The following is a 26,937-nucleotide window of genomic DNA, read 5'->3' on the forward strand; positions in this document are numbered from 1 at the left end:
TGTACCGCTGAAATACTGAGCGCCTTAGGCAGGCAGCTGCAGGACCTGTCCTTCGAACACCAGGTCGGGATCAACGATGCTGTCCGTGTTGGCGTCCGCGAGGGTCTGCCAGCCGCCGTCGATATTCAGTTTTTCGGCGATGGTGCTCAGGGTGTCGCCGGACTCCACGGTGTAGGTCTCGCCACTCAGCGGAACCTCGGCTGCGTGGCGCGGTGCAGCCTGGACCGGTGCCGCCGCGGGTGCCGTAGCAGCGGAAGCGGCCTGCACGGGAGCCTGGGCGGCCTGCACCGAAACTTCAGTGGGGCCGGAGCGACCGGAACGCTCGGGGCAGGCGCGCCGCCCCCGCCGCTCAGGCCCAGCTTGGCCGCACACGCGGGCCAGGCTCCCCAGCCCTGGCTTGCCTGGACGTTCTCGGCGACGGCGATCTGCTGCTCGCGGGTGGCGTCAGTCGGTGATCCGGCACCGCCGTAGGCGGCCCACGTGCCGGTGGTGAACTGCAGTCCGCCGCTGAAGCCGTTGCCGGTGTTGGTGTTCCAGTTGCCGCCGCTCTCGCACTGGGCGAGGGCGTCCCAGGTGCTGGCGCTCGTGGCGGTGGGAGTGGCCGCGGTGGCGGCGGTGGCGGAGAGTGCGAGGCCAGCGGCCGAAACGGCAGCCAATGTGACTCCGCGGCGTGCAACGGTTCCCAGTTTGGATTTGTTCATGCGAGTGGAAGTGTTCATGTGGGTGGATGCTCCGAAGGGCCACCTGCGCTCGGTCCGTCCCCGGACGTTGTCGCGCCACTGCCCGCCCCTGACAAACTAGAGGTCATATACGGTGTCTGCCGGCCGGGCAGTAACTGGTGGAGGCAGCACCGGGCATTCGTGTCCCGCTTGGCGGGACTTCGTTCCACGCTAGGACAGCGCCGGCGCGTTATCAAATCGAAATAGATATCGGGCGAGGCGTGGGCCGGCCCAGGCCGGTCAGCTGCCCAGCGCCGTCGCCAGGTACGGCGCCGTCCGGCTCTTCCTGGAACGCGCGACGGCGGCGGGCGTTCCGGCGGCCACGATCTCACCGCCGGCGTCGCCACCGGCCGGGCCGAGATCGATTACCCAGTCGGCCGCGGCCACCACGTCCATCTCGTGTTCCACCACGATGACCGTGTTGCCGGCATCCACCAGGCCGTGCAGCTGGGCCATCAGCAGCTGGACGTCCGCGGGGTGCAGGCCGGTGGTGGGCTCGTCCAGCAGATAGAGCGTGTGTCCCCTGCTGGCGCGCTGGAGTTCGGTGGCAAGCTTGATCCGCTGCGCCTCGCCGCCGGACAGTTCAGTGGCGGGCTGTCCCAGCCGTAGATAGCCCAGGCCGACGTCCCGCAGCGTTTGGAGGCTGCGGGCGGCAGCCGGAACGTCCTTCAGGAACTCCGCGGCTGCGTCCACGGTCATGGCCAGCACCCCTGCCACGTTCTTGCCGTTGTAGGTGACCTCGAGGGTTTCCGGGTTGTAGCGCGACCCCTGGCACTCGGGGCAGGGGCCGTAGCTGCCGGGAAGGAACAGGAGCTCCACAGCCACGAAACCTTCGCCAAGGCATGTCTCACAGCGGCCGCCGGCCACGTTGAAGGAAAACCGTCCGGCGCCGAAGCCCCGGGCCCGCGCCTGCTCCGTGGCGGCGAATTCCTTGCGCACGGCGTCGAAAAGCCCCGTGTACGTGGCCAGGTTGGACCGCGGCGTGCGGCCGATCGGTTTCTGGTCCACCCGCACCAGCCGGTCAATTCTGTCCAGCCCGCTGGTTTCGCCCAGCGTTTCGCCCACCGTATCGCCCACCTTCAGCGGCCCGCCGGCGCCCCCTGCATCGGACGCGTCCGTCGCGTCCTGCGCTGCAGCCGTCTCCGCTCCCTGTCCCGGGTGCAGCCGCGCGCCCACCACATCGGCCAGGACCTGGCTCACCAGCGTGGACTTGCCCGAGCCCGAAACGCCGGTGACAGCGGTCAGGATGCCCAGCGGGAACTCCGCGTCGAGGTCCCGGAGGTTGTGCCGGCTGATGCCCTTCAGCCCCAGCCAGCCGTCGGCTTCCCTGACCCCCGCTTTGCCGGCAGAGGCGTTCTGGCGGCGAGTACCGCCGTCGTTCTTCCCGTGGTTCCCGTCCGGGAACAGGAAGGGGCGCGTGACGGAAGCGTCCACCCCCGCGAGCCCGGCCACCGGGCCGCTGTACAGGATCTCGCCGCCGCCCTCACCGGCTCGCGGGCCAACGTCCACCAGCCAGTCGGCGCGGCGGACCACGTCCATGTTGTGCTCCACCACGAACACCGAATTCCCGGAGGATTTGAGCGCTTCGAGCACGGCCTGGAGCGGCTCGGCATCGGCGGGATGGAGCCCGGCGGACGGTTCGTCCAGCACGTAGACCACCCCGAAAAGACCGGAGCGCAGCTGGGTGGCGATCCGCAGCCGCTGCATTTCGCCGGGGAGAGCGTGGGGGTTGCCCGGCCCAGGGCGAGGTAGCCCAGGCCCAGCTCCAGCAGGACGGTGATCCGCAGCAGGAGGTCGCGGGTGATGGCGACGGCAACTTCGTTGGTCTCGCCCGAAGCCGCGGCCCGGCTGGCGGTCCCGGCGGCCGTGAGCTTGGTGGTGGGCCGGATGACCTCGGCCAGTTCGGCCATGGGCACGGCGTTGAGCTCAGCGATCGTGCGGCCCGCGAATGTCACTGACAGGGCTTCGGGCGTCAGTCCGCTTCCGCCGCAGCGCCCGCACGGTCCCGTTTCCATGAAGCGGAGTACGCGCTGGCGCATCGTGTCGCTCTTGGAGTCGGCCAGGGTGTGCAGCACGTAGCTCTTGGCGCTCCAGAAGCGGCCCTTGTACGGCTTCGCCACGCGGTCACGCTTCGGGGTCACCTCCACCACGGGCTGTTCTTCGGTGAAAAGAATCCAGTCGCGGTGCTTCTTCGGCAGCTTCCGCCAGAGTGTATGGACGTCGTAGCCGAGGTGGCTGAGGATGTCGCGGAGGTTCTTGCCCTGCCACGCGCCCGGCCAGGCTGCGATGGCGCCGTCGGCGATGCTCAGCGACGTGTCCGGAACCAGGGAGGCCTCGCTGACGGTGTGGGCAATGCCCAGGCCGTGGCAGACAGGGCAGGCGCCGGCGGCGGTATTGGGTGAGAAGGCGTCCGAATCCAGCTGCGCCATTCCCTGCGGGTAGGAGCCGGCGCGGGAGAACAGCATCCGCAGAGAGTTCGAGAGGGTGGTCACCGTACCCACGGTGGAGCGGCTGCTCGGCGTGCCGCGCCGCTGCTGAAGGGCGACGGCGGGAGGCAGCCCGGTGATCATCTCCACCTTGGGGTTGTGCCCCTGTTGGATGAGCCGGCGCGCGTACGGGGCCACGGACTCGAAGTAGCGGCGCTGGGCCTCGGCATAGATGGTGCCGAAGGCGAGGGATGACTTGCCTGAACCCGAAACACCGGTGAACGCCACGATGGCGTCCCGGGGCACGTCCACATTCACGCTGCGGAGATTGTTCTCACGGGCCCCGCGCACCCGGACAAAACCATCCGTGGTGTGGTCCGGAACCAGGAAAGGCAAATCGGAAGCATGCTGTTCAGTTCGCATTCATCCGACTCTATCGGTGCCGGAGGGATGCGGGCATATCCTTACCGGATGGAAACTTACGACGGCGCGCCTGCACTTAGCGATGCTCCTGAATCTCATGCAGAACAATCCGACACCGAACAGCCCGACGCCGAGCGCTCCGAAGCCGAACAGCCCGACGCCGAGCGCTCCGAAGCCGAACAGCCCGACACCGAGCGCTCCGACGCCGAAGAACCGAGCAAGCTGTTGCCGGTGGCCGAGCTGCACCTCCACATCGAGGGGACGCTGGAGCCGGAGCTGATCTTCGCCCTGGCCGGACGCAACGGCATTCAGTTGCCGTACGCGGACCTGGACGAGCTGCGCGCCCGCTACGAGTTCACCGACCTGCAGTCCTTCCTGGACCTGTACTACGCCAACATGGCCGTGCTGCAGACGGAACAGGACTTCGCGGACATGACCCGCGCCTACCTTGCCAGGGCGGCAACTGCCGGGGTGCGGCACGCGGAGATCATGATGGACCCGCAGGCCCATGTGTCCCGCGGCGTTTCCCTGGAGACGTGCGTCAACGGGGTGGCCTCGGTGCTGGCCACCTCCGAGGAGGAGTTCGGGGTGTCCACCCTGCTCATCGCCGCGTTCCTGCGCGACCTGTCCGAGCAATCCGCTCTTGAGGTGCTGGAGCAGCTGCTGGCCATGAACGCGCCGATCGCGGGCATCGGCCTGGATTCGGCCGAGGTGGGCAACCCGCCGGCGAAGTTCGAGCGGCTGTTTGCCAGGGCGAAGGAGGCGGGACTGCACCGGATCGCGCACGCCGGCGAGGAGGGACCGCCGTCGTACATTATCGATGCCCTGGAACTGTTGGACGTGGAGCGGATTGACCATGGCATCCGCTGTATGGAGGACCCCGAACTGGTGGAACGGCTAGTGGAGGACCGGGTGCCGCTGACCGTCTGCCCGCTGTCCAATGTGCGGCTACGGGCCGTGGACACCCTCGCGGACCATCCGTTGCCGGCCATGCTGGCTGCGGGCCTGAACGTCAGCGTCAACTCGGACGACCCGGCGTACTTCGGCGGCTACGTGGACGACAACTTCGGCCAGCTGGAGACCGTGCTGGAACTCTCCGAGTTCGACCGGGTCCGGCTGGCCTCCAACTCCATCCGGTCCTCGTTCGCGGCGGACGAACGCAAGGCCGAGCTGCTGGCGGAACTGGGCTACTCCTAGGCTGCCGCTTCGTCGCGGCGGGCAACGCTGCGGGCGCTCTGGGTGCCGCTGGTGATCCACCACCCCAGCGCCGCCATGGCCAGGCCGATCGGGATCCCGTACGGCGGCAGGCCCGCGTTGTAGCCCAGGACGCCTGCCACGAGGAATGCCGCGCCCAGCCATGCCGGGAACACGCGTGCCCGCCATCCGGCGATCCCGAAAACCATCCAGCCGAGGGCAAACAGGACATAGCTGGAGAACCCGCCGACCACCAGCATTCCCGAGCCGCCCGCCAGGATGGCTTCGGGTGCGACGTCGGCGATCCAGGGGCCAGCGAAGCCGTCGAACCACATGTTTCCGGCCATGTCCATGGTGCCCACCAGGGCGAAACAGAAGGCGACGGCGCCCAGCGCCCCGGCGTCGGCATGGAACCTCAGGTAGACGCAGACCAGCAACCCGATGAAGACCACGAAATACAGCGCGTTGGCCATCTGGAACGGCGTTTCGCGCATCATCGCGATCCGTTCCTTGCTGGTGTCGGCAGCGAGCAGCCGTGAAATGTCGACGGCGGCAAAGGTGAGGCCTGCCGCGAGTGCTATCGGGCCGGCATTGGAAGCGAGCGGTGAGGACACGATTCCTCCTAGGATGAGGCGCGGTCGGAGCGCACAGCCAGGGGGCCGACGTCGGTCGCTTCCTTGGGTGCCGTGCGCCAGGCCGGGCGGTCGAACAGGAATGTTCCGAGGACCGCGGCGGCGACCACCACAAAGTAGATCAACTCAGCACGCTGGGCGTCAGGACCGGCGAAGCCGTAGGAACCCACCGTGAAGGTGCCTTGGCTGTTGTGGCAGAGCAGTGTCAGCAGGACGCTGCCGCCGGTGCGGTTGAACAGCCACACGTACAGGAACGTGATGACGAAGGTTGTGGGCAGGCCGATCAGGCTGAGCCCTCCGAAAACGATCAGCGGCAGGTGCCAGAAGGCCACGACAAACCCGAGGAGCGCCGCTGCCTGCAGCGGCAGCCTGCTGGCCTGGAGCAGCGGTACGGCGTAGCCGCGGAAGCCCGGTTCTTCTCCGAGCGGCCCGTCCATGGGGTTGACCAGGCGCACCGCGAACACCACCAGCAGCCCGGACCCGGTCAGCTGGGACAACCCCGGTGCCGCGGCGCCGAGCAGCATGTTGACCGAGCCCGTGACCAGCACCAGCACCGCCGGCAGCAGCAGGGCGACGGCGTACCAGGCCCAGCCCACCCGCCAGCGCAGGATCCGCCGGCTCCATGCCCGGTATCCCGTACGCCCTTCTGCGAGGCCGATCATAATGAGCGCCGCCGCCAGCGGACCGATCGGCAGGAACTCCATCCTGGGCATTATTCCCAGCGCAAACACGGGCCAGGACAGCCACGAAATCGCATAGGACAGGACGAAGAAGGCCGGGAGGCGGTGGTGCTGAAGCCAGTTGTGGAAGCGCGGCATGACGGCTCCGGACAAGCAGGGCGGGTGCGTTCCATTGTCCGCCCATTTGCCCCGGAACAACACCCCCGGGATCTGCAGGGAAACGCCTGAATCAAGTCCTTGCGGGGGACCTCCATAACTGCTAATCCTGATGAAACAGCACTGAACTGGACAGCACTGAACCGGACAGCACCGAACCGGACAGCACCGAACCGGACAGCACTGAACCAGACAGCACCGAACCGGACAGCACTGAACCGGACAGCACCGAACCGAGGAGGGCGCAGCAATGCCCCGCAAGAACCCGCGTGTGGAAGAAGCTGACGAAAACAACCTTGAGGTGGGCAAACCGAAGGACTGGGCCGCGGGTTTTCCCGGCGTCTACCACTCCATGAAGCCTGCCATTGAGAAGATGGGCCTGGACCGGTCCCGCAAGACGCTGCTGGCGTTGAACCAGAAGGACGGCTTCGACTGCATGAGCTGCGCGTGGCCCGACCCCGGCCACCGCAAGGCGTTCGAGTTCTGCGAGAACGGCGCCAAAGCCGTGACGTGGGAAGCCACCCCGGTGCTTGTCCCCTCGGAATTCTGGGCGGAGCACCCGGTCTCCGAACTGCGCGGAATGTCCGAGTACTGGCTCGGCATGCAGGGGCGGCTGACTGAACCGGTGTACAAGCCTGCGGGGGAGGACCACTACCGTCCGGTCAGCTGGGACGAGGCCTTCTCCATCCTGGGCGGCAAGCTGAAGAGCCTGGCGAGCCCCGACGAGGCCGCGTTCTACACCAGCGGCCGCACGTCCAATGAGGCAGCGTTCCTGTACCAGTTGTTCGCCCGGGCCTACGGGACCAACAACCTGCCGGACTGTTCCAACATGTGCCACGAGTCTTCCGGCTGGGGGATGGGCCAGACCATCGGCATCGGCAAAGCCACCATCTCCTACGACGACTTCGCGCAGGCGGACCTGATCATCATCATGGGCCAGAACCCCGGCACCAACCACCCGCGGATGCTCACCGCCCTGGAAGAAGCCAAGGAAGCCGGCGGCCGGATCGTCGCCGTGAACCCGCTGCCGGAGGCCGGACTGCGAAGGTACAAGAACCCGCAAAAGGTCAAAGGCATCGTTGGGCACGGCACGCAGATCGCCGACCAGTTCCTGCAGATCCGCCTGGGCGGGGACATGGCGCTTTTGCAGGCCGTGTCCAAGCGGGTGCTCGACGCCGAAGCCAGGAACCCCGGCAGCGTGCTGGACCACCGGTTCCTCCAGGAGCACTGCCAGGGGCTGGAGGAGCTCAAAGAGCACCTCGCGGAGCTGGACGAGGCCGCCGTGCTTGCGGCCACCGGCCTGCGCAGCCAGGAAATCGACGAACTGGCCGCCCGCTATCTCAGGGCCGAGAAGGTCATCATCACCTGGGCCATGGGCATCACGCAGCACAAGAAGGGCGTGGCCACCATCAAGGAGATCATTAATCTCCTGCTGCTACGCGGAAACATAGGCAAACCCGGTGCCGGAGCCTCCCCGATCCGCGGCCACAGCAACGTGCAGGGCGACCGCACCATGGGCATCTGGGAGCAGATGCCGCCGGCCTTCCTGGATGCCCTGGGTAAGGAGTTCAACTTCGAGCCGCCCCGGGAGCACGGTGCAGACGCCGTGGAAACAATCCGGAGGATGCGCGACGGCGACATCAAGGTCTTCGTGGGCCTCGGCGGCAACCTGGTGGGGGCCATCTCCGATTCCCGCGCTGCCGAAGCCGCCATGGCAAACACTGAGATGTCGGTCCAGATCTCCACGAAGCTCAACCGCTCCCATACCGTGACCGGCGAGGAAGCCCTGATCCTGCCCACGATGGGACGCACCGAGATCGACCTGCAGGCATCCGGCCCGCAGTTCGTGTCCGTGGAGGACACCGTCTGCGCCGTCCACGCCTCGCATGGCACAGTCAAACCGGTGGCGCCGAACCTGCTTTCGGAAGTGGCCATCATCAGCAGGCTTGCCCGCGCCACCCTGGATGGGAAGAAGACGGACGCCGACTGGGCCGGATTCGAGCGCAACTACGACCTCATCCGGGACCACATCTCCCACGTGGTGGCGGGCTGTGAGGACTATAACCGGAAGATCCGCCAGGAGGGCGGCTTTGTGCTCCCCAACGGGCCCCGGGATTCGCGGACCTTTCCCACACCCACGGGCAAGGCCATGCTGACCGTCAACCACCTTGAGCACGTGCAGCGCCCCGCCGGCACGTTGATCCTGCAGTCCATGAGGTCGCACGACCAGTTCAACACCACCATTTACGGCCATGACGACCGCTACCGCGGCATCAAGAAAGGGCGCGAAGTGGTCTTTGTCAGCCCCGAGGACATCGCGGAGCTGGGCCTCTCCGACGGTCAGCACGTGGACATCCACGGGGTTTACGAGGACAACGCGGAACGGGTGCTGCGGAAGTTCCGTGTGGTCTCATATCCCACGGCCCGGGGCTGTGCCGCGGCGTACTATCCGGAAGCCAACGTGCTTGTACCTTTGGAGAGCGTGGCCGAGGGGAGCAACACTCCGGTGTCCAAGGCCGTGATTGTGCGGTTGGAGCCAAGCGCCGCGTAGCTACTGCGCGGTGCCACCCCACCCTTCGCTGTCCGGGCCGCCGTCGGCTCCGTGTTCGCATAACGCCAAGGCCACTTCCGTAGCGGACTCGATGGCCTCGCTGGGGCTGGCTTTCCCCTTAGCGGCGGACAACCCCGCCGCAAAGCCCACCACCACAGCGCTGATCGGACCCGCGCCGTCGTTGACTGCCGCGGAGGATTCCTTGGCAAGCCGGCGAATCAGCGCGTGGTCCAGCTCCAGATCCAGGATCTGCAGTGCATGGGTGAGCCGCCGGCTCCATTGGGCCAGGGCCAGATCTTCCTCATTGAGTTCGGTCACTGGGTCTCCTTCATTGATGTTGCGGGTCAGACATCGATCGAACCCATATGCGGATAGCGTGCGCCGGCGGCCGCCCCTGCAGGGGCAAGCTCGTCCAGCCGAGTGAGGTCCTGGGGAGAAAGTTCGACGTCGAGTGCGCCCAGGTTCTCGCGAAGGCGCTCGCGCTTCTTGGTACCGGGGATGGGGACGATATGGTCGCCCTGGGCCAGCAGCCAGGCCAGAGCCAGCTGCGCCGGCGTGCATTTCTTTTGGTCGGCCAGCTCCTTCACGCGGTCCACCAGCTCGAGGTTGCGCGTGAAGTTCTCCCCTTGGAACCGTGGTGAGTGGCGTCGGAAATCGTCCGGTGCGAAGTCCTCGGCGGTGCGCAGTGCGCCGGTCAGGAAGCCCCGGCCCAGCGGGCTGTAGGGCACGAAGCCGATGCCCAGTTCCGCCAGCACCGGGAAGACTTTCACCTCCGGTTCCCGCTCCCATAGGGAGTACTCCGTCTGCAGTGCAGATATCGGGTGCACAGCGTGGGCGCGGCGGATGGTGTCGGCGCTGGCCTCGGAGAGGCCCAGGTGGCGGACTTTCCCGGCCTGGACCAGTTCGGCCATGGCACCCACCGTGTCCTCGATCGGCACGGCCTTGTCCACCCGGTGCTGGTAGTAGAGGTCGATGTGGTCCACCCCAAGGCGCTGGAGGCTCGCGTCGCAGGCCGAACGCACGTACTCGGGCCTGCCGTTGATGCCTACCCAGGAGCCATCCTCCCGGCGCTCATTTCCGAACTTCGTGGCGAGGACAACCTCGGACCGACGCCCGGCGATGGCCCGGCCCACCAGCTGCTCATTGGTAAACGGTCCGTACACGTCCGCCGTGTCCAGGAGTGTTCCGCCGGCGTCGAGGAACGCGTGGATGGTGGCCCCCGATTCGTTGTCGTCGCCCGTGCCGTAGAACTCACTCATGCCCATGCAGCCGAGGCCAAGGGCAGAGACGGTCAAAGAGCCAAGTGTGCGGGTTTCCATGGTTGTCTCCTCATCGAGGGAATGCCGGAATCCCGGACGGGCCGTGTGGGTCATGGGAAGGGTGCTTGGACATCGGCAGGCCGCTACTATAAGCAGGTCGGTTCCTTGCCCACAACGGTTGGCCTGGAAAATGAGGCCCCTCCCGCCTGTCAACGGGCCGAAAGTCCTGATGTTCCCGCCCCGTAGCTGAGACTCTTAGTTCACTTGCGCCGCATTCGGCGTCATAGTCGGTCACGACACACGTTGTTAACGCCCATAGTCGCCTCAATTAACAGTTCACTGGCAAAATGCTGAGTGATCACATGCTCGAAAGGACAAACATGCCCACGGCTATTGCAGACACCACCACGGTTCGACTCAAGTCAGTGCTCGACATCCTCGCTGAAAGCGTTCTGTCACGCGAGACCCTCGGCGCCGGCGCCGTCCTGGCCCAGGCCACGGTTCGCGTCCCGCTGAACGAGAAGGAAAGTGAGCTGCTCAGCGGAGGCATTCCCCGGGGACACAAGGCACTGACCAGCGCCACCAGCAAGCTCGTGAAGGCAGGCTGGCTGGTCAAGGGACGCAGCGGCTGGACCATCACCGAGGACGGCCTCCGGGCCACTGTTGCATTCCCGGATCCGGACACCTTTGCAACGGCCCTTGCCGACGGCACTCCGGTACCGGCTGACGTACCGGTTCCCACGGAGCTCCCCGCGAAGGCTGCTCCCGCAGCCGCTCCGAAGGCCGCCGCGAAAGCTCCCAAGGCTGCTCCCAGGAAGAAGGCGCCGTCGAAGGCCGCCAAGGTGGTCGAGAAGGCTGCCGAGCTGATCGAGGACGCAGTGGCCCCGGTGGCCAAGGCAGTGCGCACGCGCAAAACTGCCGCGAAGTCGGCCAAGGTCAGTGAAACCGCTCCTTCCGGGGAAACGACCGCCAGCGTTGAGACGATCGACCAGCCGGAAGCTGTGGCAATCGCCGGCGACTTCAACATCCTGCTGGGCGCTCCGGCGAACTGGGCGCCCCAGTACGACGAGTCCCAGATGAAGCTGGATGCCGTGGACCAGCTCTGGAAGCTTACGACCGACCTTCCGGCCGGGCACTACAGCTTCAAGATTGCCCTCAACCGTTCGTGGGACGAGAACTACGGTGCGTTTGGCGCGTTCGACGGCGCCAACCACGAACTCCACCACCCCGGCGGCCGGATCACCTTCAACTACGATCACCGCTCGCGCGACATCACCCTGATCTAAACCCGGGGCGCACTTTGACGCCCGCAGCCCGGTGGCTGCGGTAGGCAGCTGACCCTGATCGGCCTAGAATCAGTCCAATCAGGGTCAGCTCCACAAAGGACCGGTGTGCCATGGGAACGGTCGAAGTTTCAGGGATGCGCATCGCCTACCAGCGCGCGGGCCAAGGGCCTCCGCTCGTCCTGATCCACGGCGCCTATGAGGACAGCCGCATCTGGCGTCCGCAGTTGGACGGCCTCTCCGACGAGTTCACTGTCATCGCCTGGGACGCCCCGGGGTGCGGCCAATCCGATGATCCGCCACCGGAATTCTCCGCCGAGGACCTCGGTAACGTCATCGCGGGCTTCCTCCGGGCGGTGGCGCCGCGGAAACCGCATGTCCTTGGGCTGTCGTGGGGTTCCGGTGCGGCCCTGGAACTGTACAGGGGCCATCCGAACATGGCGGCCTCGCTGGTGCTGGCCTCCGCCTACGCCGGGTGGGCGGGTTCGCTGCCGCCGGAGGAGGTGGAACGTCGGAACGCCCAGGTCCTCGCCGAGCTCGACCAGCCACCCGGGCAGTTCATTCCCGTGTGGCTGCCCACCCTGTTCACCACGCGTGCCGATCCTGCCGTCGTCGACGAAACCAGTGCCATCATGGCCGATTTCCGTCCCGCCGGAATGCGCGCCATGCTGAGCGCGAGTGGCCATGCCGACTATCGTGACGTGCTGCCCACCATCACGGTTCCGACGCTGCTGCTGTACGGCGCGGAAGACGTGCGGGCACCGTTGACAGTCGCATCGGAGATGCACCGCCAGATTCCCGGTTCAGAGCTGGTGGTGATTCCCGACGTCGGACATATGGTCGCTGCCGAAACGCCGGAGGCGTTCAACGCGGAGGTCCGTCGGTTCCTGCACAGCATCGGTGATTGAGCTTGTTGGAGCCCGTAATCAGAGCCGGAATCAGAACCGTGTGGGATCCGGGTTTGGCGGTGGACCCGGCGGCGGGACAGGGCCGGGGTCCGGAATCGGCAGCGGCCCCGGCCCTGGCGACGGTTCGGGCGCGGGTCCGGGCGGGCGCGGCTCCGTGGGGTCCGGCCTGTTGGGCGGAAACGGATTGTCCGGGTCCGGCGGCCCGGTGGGTCCCGGGTCCGGAGGGAACGGATCCGGCTCGGGTAGCGGTGGAATTGTCATGATTAACTCCTTGCCTAGTGGTCGATTGATTCAGTGGTCAGATAGCTTCAGTGGTCAGATTGCGCTGGTGTGTTGGCTCAAGTGTTGTGTTGCCGGCGAAAAACCTTCAGTTCCCAAGGGCGCAGCGTGATTTCGGCGTGTGTCCCGGTGGCTTCGAGCGGGTAGTTTCCCAGGACCAGCTCTGCCGGGTAGTGCCCCAGTTCCGGCTCAGCGGCACCGGCCTCGTCATCACCCCAGCCCCCGCCGTCGAGCGCCACAGTCCGGTCCTGTCCGGAGAAGTTGCCCAGCACCAGAAGCTGTACGCCGGGCGCCGCAGCCGAACTGGCCGCGGTGGCGGCAGCGGACAGTGACCGCCGGAACGCATACACGTGTTCGTCGTCGGGCAGCAGCATGGTGAAGTCGCCTTCCGCCACGACCGGCTCGGAATGCCGCAGGGCGATGACCTGGCGGTAGAAGCTGAACACCGAATCCGGGTTGTCCTCCTGCTCTGCCGCATTGATGTGGCTGGTGTTGGGGTTGACGGCAATCCACGGTGATCCCGTGGTGAAACCTCCGTGCCGGCTGGCGTCCCACTGGACCGGCGTGCGGGCGTTGTCCCGGTTCAGGGGCGCCAGTGCCGCCAGGACTTCGGCGTCGGTGTGGCCCAGATGTGTGGTGGCTTCGCGGTGGTGGTTAAGCACTTCGATGTCGCGGTAGTCGCTGATGGCCCCGAAGCTCATGTTGGTCATGCCCAGCTCTTCGCCCTGGTAGACGTACGGCGTGCCCCGGTGCAGGTGCAGGATCCCGGCCAGCATCTTGGCGGACAGCTCGCGGTAGTGCCCGTCGTCGCCGAAGCGGGACACGGCACGGGCCTGGTCGTGGTTGCCCCAGTAAAGGCTGTTCCAGCCACGCTCAGCCAGCGCGTCCTGCCAGCGGCCCAGGGACCGCTTCAGGTCCGTGAGCCGCAGTTTCCTGGGCCGCCACTTGTTGCCGTCCTCCTGGTCCAGCGCCACGTGCTCGAACTGGAACACCATGTCCACTTCGCGCCGCGCGGGGTCGGTGAACAGGACGGCGTCATCCACGGTGACGCCGGGCATCTCGCCCACGGTGAGCAGTGGCTTGTCCCGGCCGGCGAAGACTTCCAGGTGCATCTCGTGCAGGAACTCATGGATCCGCGGCCCGGACATGAAGTGCAGGCTGCCGTCGCCGAATAGCTTTCCGTCAGCCCGCGGCCCGTCCGGCAGTGCGGTGTCCTTGGAGATGAAGTTGATGACGTCCATGCGGAAACCGTCCACGCCGCGGTCCAGCCACCAGTTCATCATCTCGTAGACGGCCGCGCGGACCTCCGGGCTTTCCCAGTTCAGGTCCGGCTGCTTCCGGGAGAACAGGTGAAGGTAGTACTCGCCCGTGGCCTGGTCGAATTCCCAGGCCGGCCCGGAGAATGCGGAGCCCCAGTTGTTCGGCTCTGCGGGGGTGTCGGTTTCCGGATGTTCCCTGGGTGTCCGCCACCAGTACCAGTCGCGCTTGGGATTGTCCTTGGAGGAGCGCGATTCGACGAACCACGGATGCTCGTCCGAGGTGTGGTTGACCACGAGGTCCATCACGAGTTTCATGCCCCGCGAGTGGAGCCCGTCCGTCAGTTTCTGCAGGTCGGCGAGGGTGCCGAAGATGGGGTCGACGTCGCGGTAGTTGCTGATGTCGTAACCGTTGTCGTCCTGCGGGGACGTGTAGATGGGGGAGAGCCAGACGACGTCGACCCCCAGTTTCTTGAGGTAATCCAGCTTGCTGATGATCCCGGGCAGGTCCCCGATGCCATCGTCGTCGGAGTCCGCGAAGCTGCGCGGATAGATCTGGTAGACCACCGCTTTCCGGAACCAGCCGGGATCTGTGGTCACCTCGTCGTCGGCGTCCGCGTCAACACTGACAGGGGGTTCCGTTACGGGGTCCACGTGGGTGGTCATGGCCTGGTCTCCTCAGTTGCTTGCGGCTGGTCTGATGGTGGGGCTCGCTTCGATTATTGTTCAGATCCGCCGGACACGAAAGGCCTTCCACAAGGCCTTCGGCGCGCCCATAACATTTAGACATCGTTTGGATTTATTGCTGGAGCGGGAGTTGGCGCAGGTCCACAATTGAGGGACTATTCGCGGTCTCATGAATTTCAGGAGAACAGATGAACCGCTCAGCACCCACGGCCATCGCAGTCCCGGGCGCCCTGTGCCTCGCATTCCTGCTGGTAGCCTGCGGTCCGCCGGCGTCGTCACCGCCGACGACCTCCCCGGCAGCCCCCTCCACGGCCACCGCTACGGCAACCCCCACCTCCACTGCTACGGCAACCACAACCGCCTCCGCGACGGACTCCCCGGAACCCGAAGCCGGCTGGAAGTCCTACACCACGGCGGACGGCCTGATGTTTGATCATCCGGCCGACTGGAAGATCACGGATCCCGCCGGTGAAGCTGCCCCCGGAGGAGTGTTCGTGAACATCACCAACGCCAACGGGAAGAACCTGGCCACCCTGAGGACGAACATGGTCACGGGTTCCGAATGCACGGAGAAGCAGCCGTTCGGTGTCTATGAATCCGAACCTCTTCCGGCGCTGGAACAGAGCGGTACCGTGCCGCGGTACACCTTCGAGACCAGGACGGATACCACCGCAACGGATCCGAAGCTAATGACCCTGTTCGCCTACGGGATCACCTCGGCGCCGGAACCGAGCGGGGCCGAAGCCTGCCCGATCTTCCATTTCTTCACCTGGCCGCCCAGCGGGGCGATGTTCGGCGGCGTTTACGATCCCTTCGACACCACACCCGGCAACGAGATGCACGTGGATACCCCGGAGGCCTACATGGGGACGCAGGAGTACAAGAACATCAAGAAGATGATCACGTCGCTGAAGCCTGCTTCGTAGACCAGCCGGAAGCGTTGCGCGCCGCGGGGCAACCCCGCGGTGCGCAACAGTTTGGCGGCAATTTTGCCCGCCCCGCGCCAGCCTCGACCGGCGGCGCCACAATTAATCCCTCAGCTGTATGAGGAGGATTGCATGCGCCGATCAACGAAGCCCGGCTATGAATCACTTGGATCAGCACATTCGGGCGCCGCAGCAACTGCCGCAGCCTGCCTTGCTGTACTTTTGGCAGCCTGCGGACCGCCAACAGCCCCTCCCGGCGGGCGGTCGGCAACCGCCACATCGTCCGGCACGACGGCGAGCGGCACCCCAAGGGGGCGGCGAACGGAACGGAGGCACCTCCCACCGCGACGGCGGGAGCAACGGCGTCGGGCACGCCCACAGGGACGCCGAGCGGATCTGCCACGTCCGGGACGTCGCCGAGTGAACTGCCGTCCCCGACGGCGTCCGGCTGGAAGACGTTCACGACGGCGGACGGTGACCTGACGTTCGACTACCCGGGCGACTGGACCATCGAGGAGACAGGCACCCTGGCATGTCCTATTTTCCTGCTGTTCAGGTGGCCGCCCAGCGGGGCGATGTTCGGGGCGGGCTACGACCCCGCGATCAATGCGACCCCCGGGGATGCTTCGCTGCCCTATCTGGAGAAGGCAAAGCTGTACGCCGAAACAGGTGAGTACCGGAATATCCGCCGGATGATCACTTCCCTGCGGCCTGCGAAGTAACCGGCCGGCAGGGCAGGGTGCCGGTCTGGTGCCTTTCGAGGCCATGCGGACGTTCCTTGACTGGCCGTGTGCGCCCGCGCAGACTCGAATCAGGACGCAGTCCGATCTGTCGGGGTTCTGATGTACGCACTGGGGAAGCAGCGGCTCGTAAGCGGTGCGAAGGCAATGGCATCCGCGCTGTTAGCCCTTTGTGTGGCGGCGGGTCGGGGCGCATGCACGCCGGTGCCGAACGGCGGGCCATCGCCGTCGGCCACCGTGTCGGCGTCGGTGTCGGTACGGCCGACGCCCGGCGACGGCGGCCCTGGCAGCACGCCGGGCGCGGGCCCGGTGCCCTCGACGCGCCCCACGTCAACACCCACTGAGCCGGGCGGCGGTCCCGAGCCTTCGCCGACGACGTACTACGTGACCGAAACCGAGCCGTTCCCCGAAGAAAGCTCCCCTCCGCCGGGTCCCACGTCCACCGCCTTTCCTACGTCCACTCCTACGTCCACCGCCTTCGAGCGGGCAAAGCGTGCGAAGGAAATCCTCGAAACCTGTCTCAAAGGCGAACTGACGTTCCGGCCGCCGTCGCCGATGCGCCAGGGCGAGACCCGGGAATTCGTCCTGCACGTCACCATGGGCGATCCCGGCGCGGGCCACGAAGAGAAGATCCCGGGCAGCAATCCGGTGGAAACCAGGGCACCCATAGTGTGCGAGGAGATGCGGGCGGACCTGTCAGGGCCTGGCATGGACATCGAGCGCGCCGGAAATGCGAGCGGGGAGATGCTGGTGCCGGAGCACGGCGTTGCGGAGTGGAGCTGGTGGATCACGCCCAGGGAGGCGGGCCGGAAAACCCTGACCCTGCACCTTTTCGCCACCGCGGAGAACGGCCCTGACCTCAGCCTGGAGACGTTCCGGGAAGACATCCAGGTGGAGATCGAGATTGGCTACGTGCTGAATGCGATCGTGAGGGACTGGGCGCAGCCACTTGGCGTGACCATTCCCGTGCTCGTTGGGGCGATCGGGGCGATCCTGGTGTGGTCGCGCTCAAGGAAGCGCAAGGCCAGGCCTGCCGCCAACACGGCGTCCGAAGATTGAGCTGTTGGGCTGGGACTGTGGGGTTGAGCCTGTCGGATCACCGCCTGTCGGAACACCGGCGGGCGGCGCTAGATTGGAACCATGGCTGATACTGCAGACCGGGGCGCGGGCACGGACGTCCGCTTGCAGGCGCGCGTTGAGGGCGTGGTCCAGGCCGTCGGGTTCCGCTATCGGACGGTCCGCAAGGCGGAGGAACTCGCCCTGACCGGAACGGTGCGGAACGACGACGACGGGACGGTCGCCGTCGTCGTCGAAGGTCCCCAGGCGGTGGTGCTGGAGTTCCGCCGCTGGCTGCGCTCCGACGACGCGCCGGGGCGCGTGGACCACGTGGATGAGTCGGTGTCGCCGGCCACGGGGGAGTTCAGCGGCTTCGACGTGGTGTATTAGGTTCCCGACCTACTTGCGGCCTTCGCGCTGCAGGGCTTCGTCGTGCTCGGTATGGGCCTGCTTCAGCAGGTCCATGAACGCGGTTTCGTTGCGGATGAGCTGCTTGTACTTTTCCGGAAGCTTCCTGAGTTCGGCTTCTTCGCGGACCATCTTGTTGAAGATCGCCTCGCGCTCGGCGATGTCCGTTTCGTAGTTCAGGTCCACGTATTCGGTGGCGTGACGCTTGGCGCCGGAGACCATGTTCTTTGCCTTGCCCTTGGGGCTGAGGATCGACGCGAGCACCGTGACCACCAGGACGCCGATTATCACGGTCAGCGACAGTTCGGTGCTGATCTCGAGGACGTTGACGTGTTCGCCGTCGTTGATGAAGGGCAGGTTGTTCTCGTGCAGCGCGTGCAGGATGAGCTTGACGCCGATGAAACCGAGGATCGCGGCGAGGCCGTAGGAGAGGTAGATGAGGCGGTCCAGCAGTTCGTCGATGAGGAAGAACAGTTGCCGCAGCCCCATCAGCGAGAAGGCCGTGGCGGTGAAGACGACGAAAACGTTCTGGGTTAGGCCGAAGATGGCCGGGATGGAGTCCAGCGCGAAGAGGACGTCCGTGCCGCCGATGGCCACCATGACCAGCAGCATGGGGGTGAGGACGCGTTTGCCGTTCTCCACGGTGAAGAGCTTGTCGCCGTCGTAGTGCTCCGACGCCGGGAGGAACTTCCTGGCGAGCCGGACCACAAAACCCTCACTGTCGTCGTCGTGGGAATCGGGCTTGAGGAGGTTGCCGGCCGTGATGAGCAGGATGAGGCCGAAAATGTAGAACACCCAGGCGAAGCTGTTGATCAGGGCCGCGCCGAGGAAGATGAAGCCGGTGCGGGCGACCAGCGAAAACACGATGCCGAACAGGAGCACCTTCTGCTGGTCCGCCCGCGGGACCTTGAAGCTGGCCATGATGATCAGGAAGACGAAAAGGTTGTCCACGGACAGCGCCTTTTCGGTGACGTAGCCGGCGAAATACTCGGTGCCCATGGTGGGCCCGCCGAACACCAGGACGCCGACGCCGAAGACCAGGGCCAGGCCCACGTAGATGGCGGACCACTTGGCCGATTCCTTGAGCTTGGGGGAGTGCGCCTTGCGGACGTGGAAGAAGAAGTCGAAGGCCAGCAGGCCCAGAATGCCGACGATGGTCAGAATCCATACGTAAAGCGGGACCTGCATGCTGCGCGCCTTCCTGCCGGTGAGGTGCTCCCACCCTATCGGCTGTTGTTACTGGGCGGTGTCGGCCCAGCCTTTGCTGGCCGGGCCTCCGTGGGCCCCGTCCGCGCACAGCTGGATGGCCACACCGGCGGCTTGCTCTACCGCTGCGGCGGACGACGCCTTGGACACGGCGCTTCCACTTCCGGCAGCGATCCCGGCGGCATAGCCCACCATCAGCGTGGTGATCGGGGCAGCTGCGTGGGTTACCGAGCGCGCGGCTTCGCCGGCCAGGTCCAGGATTAGTTCCCGGTCAAAGTCGAGGTCCAGGATCTGCAGGGCATGGGCCAGCCGGTGGCTCCATTGGTCCAGGATCTGTGCTTCGTCGTCGTTGACCGCCATGGTCGCTCCTAAGTCAGAAATGCTAAGAGTCAGAAATGAAATGCTAAGAGTCAGAAATAACGTGTCAGAAATAACCGCAGATGCCTCGAGGTTAGGCTGTAACAGAAGCCGCTATCAAGGAGATCCTGCGATGACTGATGTCACTATCCGCCATAACCCGGACCGCGAGCGCTTTGAAGTGCTTGTGGCGGGCAACGTGATCGGCAAGGCCGCGTACAAGGCGTACGACGGCGGCGACGCGCCGCAGCGGATTTTCTACCACACGGTGATCAACGAGGAATACGGCGGCCAGGGGCTGGCCGGCCAACTCGCCACCGTGGCACTGGACGAGACGACCTCGGACGGGATCAGCATTGTGCCGGTGTGCCCGTACATTAAGAAGTTCCTCACGAAGCACCCCGAGTACGCCGACAGCACCACAGCCACCACGCCGGCGCACCTGGAGTTCCTCAGTGGCGCCCTGGCGGCGCGTGCCGGGGCGTAGCCTGCGCGCAGGTCTGTTCGGGGCGTAGCTAGGCGCCGGCGCAGTTCAACTGGCAGCAGGCTCCCGCGGACCAGGCGCGGTCAGGCTGCGAGCCACATTTCCCAATCCGGCAAAGGGTCGGCGGGCAGGCTGGCAGGTAGCTCTGCGTCGCGGACGTGTTCCGTTATGTCGGGGGTGTGTTCTGGCGCGTCGCGGACGTGGTCCGTCATGTCAGAGGGCTGGTCCGTCCTTCCGCCAGCGTGAGGCATGTCCGCGTCCGGCGGCCACGGGATGCCGTGGGGCCTCCAGGGTGGTTCCCAGTCGTATCCTTCGCTGCGATAGCGGCGTCCGGATGGCGCTACCAACCGGGCGGAGCATCGCGGCCGGCGTCGACGGGTTTCCAGCCGGTGGTGTGCCTGAGGCGGTGATGCTTCCGGCAGGGCTGGCCGAGGTTGGAGATCCCGGTAACGCCCCCTTCGTCCCAGGCCAGGACGTGATCGGCCTCGGTATCGAGGGATTGGTTGTTGCATCCCGGGAACGGACATTTACCGTCCCGCAGGCGCAGCCATTGGCGCATGGCCGCCGGGATCCGGTAGCTGGTGCGTCCGATCTCCAGCGGCGCGCCGGAGCCGGGGTCAGTCAGGACACGGTGGAACGAGGTAGCCCCGTCTGCGACGAGCCGGCGGGCCATGCCGGGCGGGATGGGCCCGTAACCATCCAGGATGGCGGGTTCTTCGGTGGCGCCCAGGAGCGAAAACACAGGCACGGTGACCAGTACTTGCGCCTTGGGCGAAGGAGCACCGTCAGCGACGCCCTCGAGTAGCCAGGATGCGGCGGTGTCGGCCCTGAGTTGGGACAGGTTCCGCTGCTCGGCCGGGCCTTGGAGGGCCCTGGCCGCGGCAGTGGAGCGGTGCCAGATGGAAGAGGCGGTGTCGGCGGGCAGGTAGGCGGAGAGCCATGCCATGCCGTCGCGGTCAGGGGTGTATTCCAGTCTTCGGTCCTGAACGCTGGCCTGGTGGCGTTTTTCGATGCTGACAGGGTGGTGGCGCTCCCGCCAACTGCGTGCTTTGGCGCGGAAACGGGAGGGCACCAGGTCCCCGGCCGGACAGCCCCGCGCAGCGTTCACGGCGTCAGGGTCCAGGAAGTGCTCTTCCAGGGCGGCGGCCGCGGCAGGGTGGACGCCAATGGTTTCGTCGACCAGGATCCGGGCGTGCTGCCACGAGATGGTCCCGGCCTGCAGTGCATCAAGCGTCAGCGGCAGTACCGTGCTGAGCTGCCGGGATTCCTGCAGGAAGGCTCCCGCGGTTCTTTCGCTGACGGTCAGGACACACGCCAGTTCGGCCACCAGGCCCATCTCCATGGCGCTCTGTTCCTGGGGCGACGCCGCCGGGGATGCCAAGGCCCTGGTGGCGTCGGCAAACGTCCCGGTCAGCCGGACCTTGAGCGCCGCGGTCCGGGCCTCCATGCGGGCCACCTCAGTGAGCCCGTCCAGGCAGCGGTCGGCCAGCTGCCGCAAAGGATTTGGGTCCGACACCCCGTTGACTGGTTCGCCGGCGCACAGGCGATACAACGCGGCAACGGACGCGGCCACGGCGTTCAGTGCGTCAGATGCTGCGGTGCTTTCCATACTCACAGCTTGGCAGGAGGGTCAGACAAATAACGCTGCCCGAGGCGGCAGGTGGGGCTTAGCCGCCGGTCCGCCCGCCGTCGTGCATTCCGCCCGCCGTCGCCTGAACCGCCGGCGCCTGAACCGCCGGCTCCCTACACTGCCGGTGCGTAAGACGTCGGCAGCTTCATCCCGCGTTGTTCCATGAGCGTGCGCAGGCGGGCGGGGTAGTCGGTGATGATGCCGTCCACGCCGAGGTCCATGAGGCGTGTCATGTCTTCGGGGGTATTGACGGTCCACGGGATCACGGGCAGGCCCAGTTGGTGGGCATCGGCGATCATCTCGGGGGTGACGGAGCTGAACGTGGGGGAGACGGCGTCGTACCCCTGGGCTGCCGCGGCGCTGGCGAGCGATCCGCCGTAGGTGTCGATGTCAATGCCGCCCAGGTTCGGGCTGGCGCCGGGCTGGCCCACCTGCGTCCAGGCGTCGCCGCTGGAGAGGGCCACGAGGGGCAGCTGCGGGGCGATCTTCCTCGTCAGGTTCAGCGAGGACCAGTCGAAGGACTGCACGCTGGTGCGCTCGGACATGCCGGCCTTGTAGATCTCGATGACCGCGGCCTTGGTCAGGGCGGCCATGCCCTCGCCGCCGGGCACGCCGTCCTCCACCTTGGTTTCCACGTTGAAGCGGACCTTCCTGGCGTCGTAGTCGTGGGCCAGCTGGAATACGTCCTTGAGCTCGGCGATCCGGTTGCCCTCAATGACGTCCTGCTCCGGGTAGCCGGGCAACTGCGCGAAGCCGCAATCGAGCGTCTTAACCTGTGCCAGGGTCAGCTCAGCCACGCGGTCACCGACGTAGGGGTACTCGGCGTCGCCCGGGGTTGCCGGCGCGGTGTCCTGGCACTTGGTGGCCTGGATGGTGTCGTCGTGCCAGACGATGACTTTGCCGTCCTCGGTCAGGTGGGTGTCCAGCTCCAGCGTGGTCACACCCAGCTTGAGGGAGTTGGCAAAGGCACCCAGTGATTCCTCGGTCCACTGGCCGCGGCCACCGCGGTGGGACTGCAGGTCAAAGGGGCGGTTGCGTTCGTTGGTCTTGATGGCAGCGCCCGAAGATGGCGCAGTGCCCGGCGCCAAAGCAGTGCCAGGCGCCGGCGCGGAGCCCGACGACGGCGTACCGGCTTCCGCGTCCGGTGCGGCGACGGCGGGGCTCGCCAGGGAGACGATGAGGGCGGCAGCTGCCGCGGCAGTCAGGATGGTGCGCATGGTGATGGTTCCTCCTGGTTGACGGGTCACCGGCCGTGCGCCGGCGACCCGCCCACGCTAGGCACGCCAGATGGACTCCCGCCACTGTGAAGTTGACCGGGGGGTTAACGATGGCTGTGACAAGGACTTTGCCCCGATAGTTTCTATACTTCGTCCGAAACAGGAATCCCAGGCCAAGGCCGGAGGTCGATTTTCCGGGCGAAAATCCCCGCAAAGTCGGGCCAAATCCCGTGCCGCCACTGCAACAGCCAAGCCGTGAAACATTCAGGTTCTTCAAAAGAATCATTGTGGTTGCGTAAACTTTACGATAGTTTCTACATGTGATGCAGGTCGCACAGGAGAAATCGTGCGACGGAGGCGCCGAGCAAAGGACAACGATGACCATCAGCCCAGACGCGCACATGGCGGAGGAACGCCTCCAGCGCATGCATAAACGCTTGGGAGGCATTGCCTACGGCGGGGACTACAACCCCGAGCAGTGGCCCCGCGAGGTATGGCTTGAGGACGCCCGCCTGATGCAGGAGGCCGGCGTCAACCTGGTCACGCTGGCTGTTTTCTCCTGGAGCCGGCTGGAAACCGCCGACGGCGTGTACGACTTCGGCTGGCTGGATGAGGTCATGGACCTGATGCACCAGCACGGCATCGGCGTGGACCTGGCCACTCCGGACGCGGTTCCCCCGGCATGGCTGATCGCCCGGCACCCGGACATCCTGCCGGAACTCGCTGACGGCACCACCTTCGGGTTCGGATCCCGCCAGCACTTCGACGTTTCGCACCCCGTCTACCGCAAGAAGGCGCTGGCCATCGCGGACCGGATGGGCGAGCACTACGCAAAGCACCCTGCCCTGATGATGTGGCACGTGGGCAACGAATACGGCCCGGTGTCCTACGGCCGCTGGGCGGACGCGGCCTTCCGCGAGTGGCTGCAGCAGAAGTACTCCTCGCTCGAAGAACTGAACCGGGCCTGGAGCGCGGACGTCTGGGGCCAGGTGTATTCGGACTGGAGCCAGGTGGGTGCCCCGGCACGGCCGCGGACCTGGTCCAACCCCACCCGCAGGCTGGATTTCCACCGGTTCACATCCAGCAGCATGCTGGAGCACTTCAAGGCCGAGCGGGACATCCTGCGCCGCCACACTCCGGACCTTCCCATCGTCACGAACTTCATGCGCTTCTTCAAGACCAACGACTACTGGTCGTGGGCGGCCGAAGAGGACGCCGCGGCCCTGGACATCTACCCGGACCCGCGTGAATCCGACGCCCACGTGGCGGCAGCCCTGAACTTCGACCTGATGCGCTCCCTCCGGAACGGCCAGCCGTGGATGGTCATGGAGCAGGCCACCGGTGCAGTGAGCCAGTGGTCGGTGAACGTCTCCAAGCTGCCCGGCAAGATGCGGCTGGGCTCCTACCAGGCCATCGCCCAGGGCGCGGATTCCATCCTCTTCTTCCAGTGGCGCCAGGCCAGCGGCGGCACGGAGCGGTACCACTCGGGCATGGTCAACCACGCGGGCCCCAACACCCGGGTGTTCCGCGAGGTCACGCAGCTGGGCAACGAACTCAAGGAACTCGGCGCGCTCACCGGCACGCGCTCCAGGGCCAAGGTGGCCATCGTCTTCGACTGGGACTGCTGGTGGGCCCTTGAGCTGGGCAACTCGCCCCGCTCGGACCTGAACTACGCCCAGGAAGTCCTCAGGCTTTACCGCCCCCTCTTCGACGCCAACATCACCGTTGACTTCGTGGACACCAAGAGCGACCTCGGCCAGTACAACCTGGTCCTCCTTCCGGCCAGCTACCTGCTCACCGATGACGCGGCGCAGCGGTTCGAGGACTACGTGTCCGACGGCGGTCGCCTGGTGGTCAGCTACCTCTCCGGCATTGTGGATGAGTCCAACACCATCCGCCTGGGGGGCTACCCCGGCGCTCTCCGCAAGGTTCTCGGTGCCTGGAGCGAGGAAATGCACCCGCTCGCCGGCGAGGGTGAGGAAGTGAAACTCGCAACGGCCGACGGCGGCACCGCCTCAGCCAGTTACTGGACGGAGCACCTGCACACCGGGACGGCAGACGTGCTGGCCACTTACGATTCAGGCCGGCTCGCCGGGACGCCGGCGGTCACCCGCAACTCCTTCGGAAAGGGCACCGCCGTGTACCTGTCCGCGCGGGTGGACGACACCTTCCTGGAATCCCTGCTCGCGTCCGAACGCGAGGCGGCGGGGATCCGGCCGGAACTGGCGGCTCCGCTGGGAGTCCAGGTCCGCCGTCGCGCTGGCAACGGCAGCAGCTTCCTGCTGGTACTGAACCACAACGACGGTCCTGCCAGTGTCGACGTCGGCCGCGGGGGAACCGACCGGCTCAGCGGCCGTCCCCTTCAGGGAACCGTTGAGCTGCCGGCCAACGGGGTGCTGGTACTCCAGGAATCCGGCGCCGAAGAATCCGGCGCTGAAGAATCCGTCCCCGGCGAATCCGAACGATAGGAGGGAACCACCATGGCAATGCGACTGGAAGCTCCTCCCGAGGCGGTCGCGGGGAACCCGTCCGGCAAACACGGCAGGCCCGGCAAACGCGACAAGTCCCGGAAGCCCGGGAACAAGCCCGGCGGCTGGAAGCTGGCGCTCAAAAGGGACTGGCGTTTGTACACCTTGTTAGCGCTACCACTGCTGTATTTCGCGGTGTTCCGGTACCTGCCCATGGCCGGGAACGTGATCGCGTTCCGGCAGTTCCAGCCTGGCGGCAGCATCTTCGGGGAGAAGTGGGTGGGCCTGAAGTACGTCACCCTGTTCATCAATGATCCGAGCTTCTGGCAGGCGTTCCAGAACACCATCGTCCTGGGCGTGCTGACGCTGCTGTTCTGCTTCCCCATGCCCATCATCTTCGCGCTGATGCTGAACGAACTGCGCTCGCAGAAATTCAAGAAGTTCGTGCAGACCGTGGCGTACCTGCCGCACTTCATGTCGGTGGTGATCATCGCCGGCATGATCCTGCAGAACTTCTCCATGACGGGCACGGTCAACCAGATCGCCAGCACGCTGTTCGGCACCACGGTGAACTTCACCCAGGACGCCGGCTGGTTCCGCCCCATGTACATCAGCTCCGAGGTCTGGCAGACCATGGGCTGGGGCGCCATCCTCTACCTCGCCGCACTGACCCGCGTGGACGAGTCGCTGTATGAGGCGGCACGGATCGACGGTGCAAACCGGTGGCAGCAAACCTGGCACGTGACGCTGCCGGCCATACGGCCCACCATCATCACGCTGCTGATACTGAATATCGGCACGTTCATGGCGGTGGGTTTCGAAAAGATCCTGCTGATCTACAACCCGCTCAACTATGAAACCTCCGATGTCATCTCCACCTACCTGTACCGGGTGGGCCTGGAGTCCAGCAACTTCAGCTACGCGGCCGCGATCGGAATGTTCGAATCCGTCATCGGCCTCACGCTGATCCTCTCCGCGAACGCCATCTCCAAGCGCCTCGCCGGAACGAGCCTGTGGTGAAAGGGGCAAACATGGAGGGAAAACTCCTGAACCGGGCCGGTTTCAAGCCAGCCAAGAAAGAAACCGGTGTCCTGTTGAAGGACATGAAGGAATCACGCGGGATGAAGGCCTTCCGGATCTTCAACCTGGTGTTCCTGCTGGCGGTGGTGTTCCTGACGATGTACCCGTTCCTGAACATCATGGCCCAGTCCTTCTCCAGCGAAGGGTTCATCAACTCCGGGCAGGTCAACCTGTTCCCGCGCGGCTTCAACGTGGAGACCTACAAGCTGATCCTGGCGGACTCCACCTTTTGGAACAACTACGGCAACACGGTCCTCTACACGGTGGTGGCTACGGCCATCTCCATGGTCCTGACCACCACGTTCGCCTACGCCATCGCCAAGAAGGACCTCAAGGGCCGCGGCTTCTTCATCGGCATTGCGGTGTTCACCATGTTCTTCAACGGCGGACTGATCCCCAACTACGTGCTGATCAGCTCGCTGGGGATGCGGGACTCCATCTGGGCCGTGGTGCTGCCCAACGCCATCAGCGTCTTCAACCTGCTGATCATGAAGTCCTTCTTCGAGAACATGCCCCGGGAACTGGAGGAAGCCGCCGCCATCGACGGGCTCACCCAGTACGGGGTGCTCTTCAAGGTGGTCCTCCCGCTCAGCAAGGCCATTGTGGCCACGATGGTGCTGTTCTACGCGGTGGCCAACTGGAATTCCTGGTTCCAGGCCTTCCTGTACCTGGACAAGCCCGGGCTGTTCCCGGTGACCATCTACCTGCGCAACATGATCGCCGGCGTTACCACAGCCGGCTCCGCGGGAGGCACCGCGGAAAACGTCGGCCAGATCGCCGCCAACATCCAGTCGGTCACCATCGTCCTCACCGTCATCCCCATTCTGTGCGTCTACCCGTTCGTCCAGAAGTACTTCTTCTCGGGCGTCATGCTCGGTTCCGTCAAGGAATAACCCCTAAGAAAGGACATCC

At 65.8% G+C, this 26,937-nt stretch carries 21 protein-coding genes and 3 pseudogenes; 12 read left to right on the forward strand and 12 right to left on the reverse strand.

The window, feature by feature from the left end; translation table 11 throughout:
* Window positions 1-24: 24 nt before the first annotated feature.
* Both FCN77_RS27330 and FCN77_RS04990 read right to left on the reverse strand, forming a co-directional pair.
* Window positions 25-701: pseudogene (locus FCN77_RS27330) on the reverse strand (transglycosylase family protein).
* A 258-nt stretch (window positions 702-959) separates the two neighbouring features.
* Window positions 960-3,568: pseudogene (locus FCN77_RS04990) on the reverse strand (ABC transporter).
* A 48-nt stretch (window positions 3,569-3,616) separates the two neighbouring features.
* Here FCN77_RS04990 and FCN77_RS04995 point away from each other — a divergent pair.
* Complete coding sequence (locus FCN77_RS04995; RefSeq protein WP_254678849.1) at window positions 3,617-4,765, forward strand: adenosine deaminase; 1,149 nt, start codon at window positions 3,617-3,619, stop codon at window positions 4,763-4,765.
* On the opposite strand, the gene FCN77_RS05000 is transcribed toward FCN77_RS04995, so the two are convergent.
* The 3 genes from FCN77_RS05000 to FCN77_RS27550 all read right to left on the reverse strand — a co-directional run bounded on the left by FCN77_RS05000 (window position 4,762) and on the right by FCN77_RS27550 (window position 6,579).
* Entirely contained in the window at window positions 4,762-5,376 is a 615-nt protein-coding gene (locus tag FCN77_RS05000) for a hypothetical protein (RefSeq protein WP_137321378.1), read from the reverse strand. The two genes, FCN77_RS04995 and FCN77_RS05000, sit on opposite strands and share 4 nt — an antisense overlap.
* Before the next feature lie 8 nt (window positions 5,377-5,384).
* A complete protein-coding gene (locus tag FCN77_RS05005; RefSeq protein ID WP_137321379.1) occupies window positions 5,385-6,212 on the reverse strand; it encodes a CPBP family intramembrane glutamic endopeptidase in 828 nt (275 codons plus the stop codon).
* A gap of 121 nt (window positions 6,213-6,333) precedes the next feature.
* Window positions 6,334-6,579: a pentapeptide repeat-containing protein gene (locus tag FCN77_RS27550; RefSeq protein ID WP_137321380.1), complete on the reverse strand. Its 246-nt coding sequence runs from the start codon at window positions 6,577-6,579 to the stop codon at window positions 6,334-6,336.
* On the opposite strand from FCN77_RS27550, the gene FCN77_RS05015 reads away from it, so the two are divergent.
* Window positions 6,481-8,781 (forward strand): FdhF/YdeP family oxidoreductase, encoded by a 2,301-nt coding sequence (locus FCN77_RS05015; protein WP_137321381.1) that lies wholly within the window; start codon window positions 6,481-6,483, stop codon window positions 8,779-8,781. The genes FCN77_RS27550 and FCN77_RS05015 overlap by 99 nt on opposite strands.
* Here FCN77_RS05015 and FCN77_RS05020 read toward each other — a convergent pair whose 3' ends face one another.
* Together FCN77_RS05020 and FCN77_RS05025 are read right to left on the reverse strand one after the other, a co-directional pair.
* A complete protein-coding gene (locus tag FCN77_RS05020) occupies window positions 8,782-9,099 on the reverse strand; it encodes a DUF6457 domain-containing protein (RefSeq protein WP_137321382.1) in 318 nt (105 codons plus the stop codon).
* 26 nt (window positions 9,100-9,125) lie between these two features.
* On the reverse strand, window positions 9,126-10,100 hold the full coding sequence (locus FCN77_RS05025) for an aldo/keto reductase (protein WP_137321383.1): 975 nt from the start codon (window positions 10,098-10,100) through the stop codon (window positions 9,126-9,128).
* Window positions 10,101-10,420: 320 nt separating this feature from the next.
* Between FCN77_RS05025 and FCN77_RS05030 the strand changes: the two genes are divergently transcribed.
* The gene (locus FCN77_RS05030) at window positions 10,421-11,326 is read left to right on the forward strand and encodes a glycosidase (RefSeq protein ID WP_137321384.1); all 906 of its coding nucleotides are present in this window, start codon (window positions 10,421-10,423) and stop codon (window positions 11,324-11,326) included.
* A gap of 110 nt (window positions 11,327-11,436) precedes the next feature.
* A complete protein-coding gene (locus FCN77_RS05035; protein ID WP_137321385.1) occupies window positions 11,437-12,231 on the forward strand; it encodes an alpha/beta fold hydrolase in 795 nt (264 codons plus the stop codon).
* A 338-nt stretch (window positions 12,232-12,569) separates the two neighbouring features.
* Here FCN77_RS05035 and FCN77_RS05040 read toward each other — a convergent pair whose 3' ends face one another.
* The gene (locus FCN77_RS05040; protein ID WP_254678850.1) at window positions 12,570-14,432 is read right to left on the reverse strand and encodes an alpha-glucosidase; all 1,863 of its coding nucleotides are present in this window, start codon (window positions 14,430-14,432) and stop codon (window positions 12,570-12,572) included.
* A 209-nt stretch (window positions 14,433-14,641) separates the two neighbouring features.
* Between FCN77_RS05040 and FCN77_RS05045 the strand changes: the two genes are divergently transcribed.
* From FCN77_RS05045 to FCN77_RS05060, 4 genes are all read left to right on the forward strand, one after another.
* Complete coding sequence (locus FCN77_RS05045; RefSeq protein ID WP_137321386.1) at window positions 14,642-15,379, forward strand: hypothetical protein; 738 nt, start codon at window positions 14,642-14,644, stop codon at window positions 15,377-15,379.
* A gap of 934 nt (window positions 15,380-16,313) precedes the next feature.
* Window positions 16,314-16,463 (forward strand): hypothetical protein, encoded by a 150-nt coding sequence (locus FCN77_RS25825; RefSeq protein WP_175417144.1) that lies wholly within the window; start codon window positions 16,314-16,316, stop codon window positions 16,461-16,463.
* Between the two features lie 40 nt (window positions 16,464-16,503).
* Window positions 16,504-17,178, forward strand: coding sequence for a hypothetical protein (locus FCN77_RS05055; protein WP_137321387.1), 675 nt, complete (start codon window positions 16,504-16,506; stop codon window positions 17,176-17,178).
* 81 nt (window positions 17,179-17,259) lie between these two features.
* Window positions 17,260-17,565 (forward strand): acylphosphatase, encoded by a 306-nt coding sequence (locus FCN77_RS05060; protein ID WP_137321388.1) that lies wholly within the window; start codon window positions 17,260-17,262, stop codon window positions 17,563-17,565.
* 9 nt (window positions 17,566-17,574) lie between these two features.
* Here FCN77_RS05060 and FCN77_RS05065 read toward each other — a convergent pair whose 3' ends face one another.
* On the reverse strand, window positions 17,575-18,771 hold the full coding sequence (locus FCN77_RS05065; RefSeq protein WP_137321389.1) for a TerC family protein: 1,197 nt from the start codon (window positions 18,769-18,771) through the stop codon (window positions 17,575-17,577).
* Between the two features lie 48 nt (window positions 18,772-18,819).
* The gene (locus FCN77_RS05070) at window positions 18,820-19,149 is read right to left on the reverse strand and encodes a DUF6457 domain-containing protein (RefSeq protein ID WP_137321390.1); all 330 of its coding nucleotides are present in this window, start codon (window positions 19,147-19,149) and stop codon (window positions 18,820-18,822) included.
* Window positions 19,150-19,279: 130 nt separating this feature from the next.
* Between FCN77_RS05070 and FCN77_RS05075 the strand changes: the two genes are divergently transcribed.
* Complete coding sequence (locus FCN77_RS05075; RefSeq protein WP_137321391.1) at window positions 19,280-19,633, forward strand: GNAT family N-acetyltransferase; 354 nt, start codon at window positions 19,280-19,282, stop codon at window positions 19,631-19,633.
* 80 nt (window positions 19,634-19,713) lie between these two features.
* On the opposite strand, the pseudogene FCN77_RS05080 reads toward FCN77_RS05075, so the two are convergent.
* Together FCN77_RS05080 and FCN77_RS05085 are read right to left on the reverse strand one after the other, a co-directional pair.
* Window positions 19,714-21,239 (reverse strand): annotated as a pseudogene (locus tag FCN77_RS05080) (DUF222 domain-containing protein).
* A gap of 134 nt (window positions 21,240-21,373) precedes the next feature.
* Window positions 21,374-22,477: a glycerophosphodiester phosphodiesterase family protein gene (locus FCN77_RS05085; protein ID WP_137321392.1), complete on the reverse strand. Its 1,104-nt coding sequence runs from the start codon at window positions 22,475-22,477 to the stop codon at window positions 21,374-21,376.
* A 377-nt stretch (window positions 22,478-22,854) separates the two neighbouring features.
* On the opposite strand from FCN77_RS05085, the gene FCN77_RS05090 reads away from it, so the two are divergent.
* The 3 genes from FCN77_RS05090 to FCN77_RS05100 are packed head-to-tail and all read left to right on the forward strand — an operon-like array spanning window position 22,855 to window position 26,918.
* A complete protein-coding gene (locus FCN77_RS05090) occupies window positions 22,855-24,945 on the forward strand; it encodes a beta-galactosidase (RefSeq protein ID WP_137321393.1) in 2,091 nt (696 codons plus the stop codon).
* A gap of 12 nt (window positions 24,946-24,957) precedes the next feature.
* The gene (locus tag FCN77_RS05095) at window positions 24,958-25,965 is read left to right on the forward strand and encodes a sugar ABC transporter permease (RefSeq protein WP_137321394.1); all 1,008 of its coding nucleotides are present in this window, start codon (window positions 24,958-24,960) and stop codon (window positions 25,963-25,965) included.
* 11 nt (window positions 25,966-25,976) lie between these two features.
* Window positions 25,977-26,918 (forward strand): carbohydrate ABC transporter permease, encoded by a 942-nt coding sequence (locus FCN77_RS05100; RefSeq protein ID WP_254678851.1) that lies wholly within the window; start codon window positions 25,977-25,979, stop codon window positions 26,916-26,918.
* Window positions 26,919-26,937: the final 19 nt, after the last annotated feature.

Origin of the sequence: Arthrobacter sp. 24S4-2 (genome assembly GCF_005280255.1) — a bacterium.
Classification (GTDB): Bacteria; Actinomycetota; Actinomycetes; order Actinomycetales; family Micrococcaceae; genus Arthrobacter.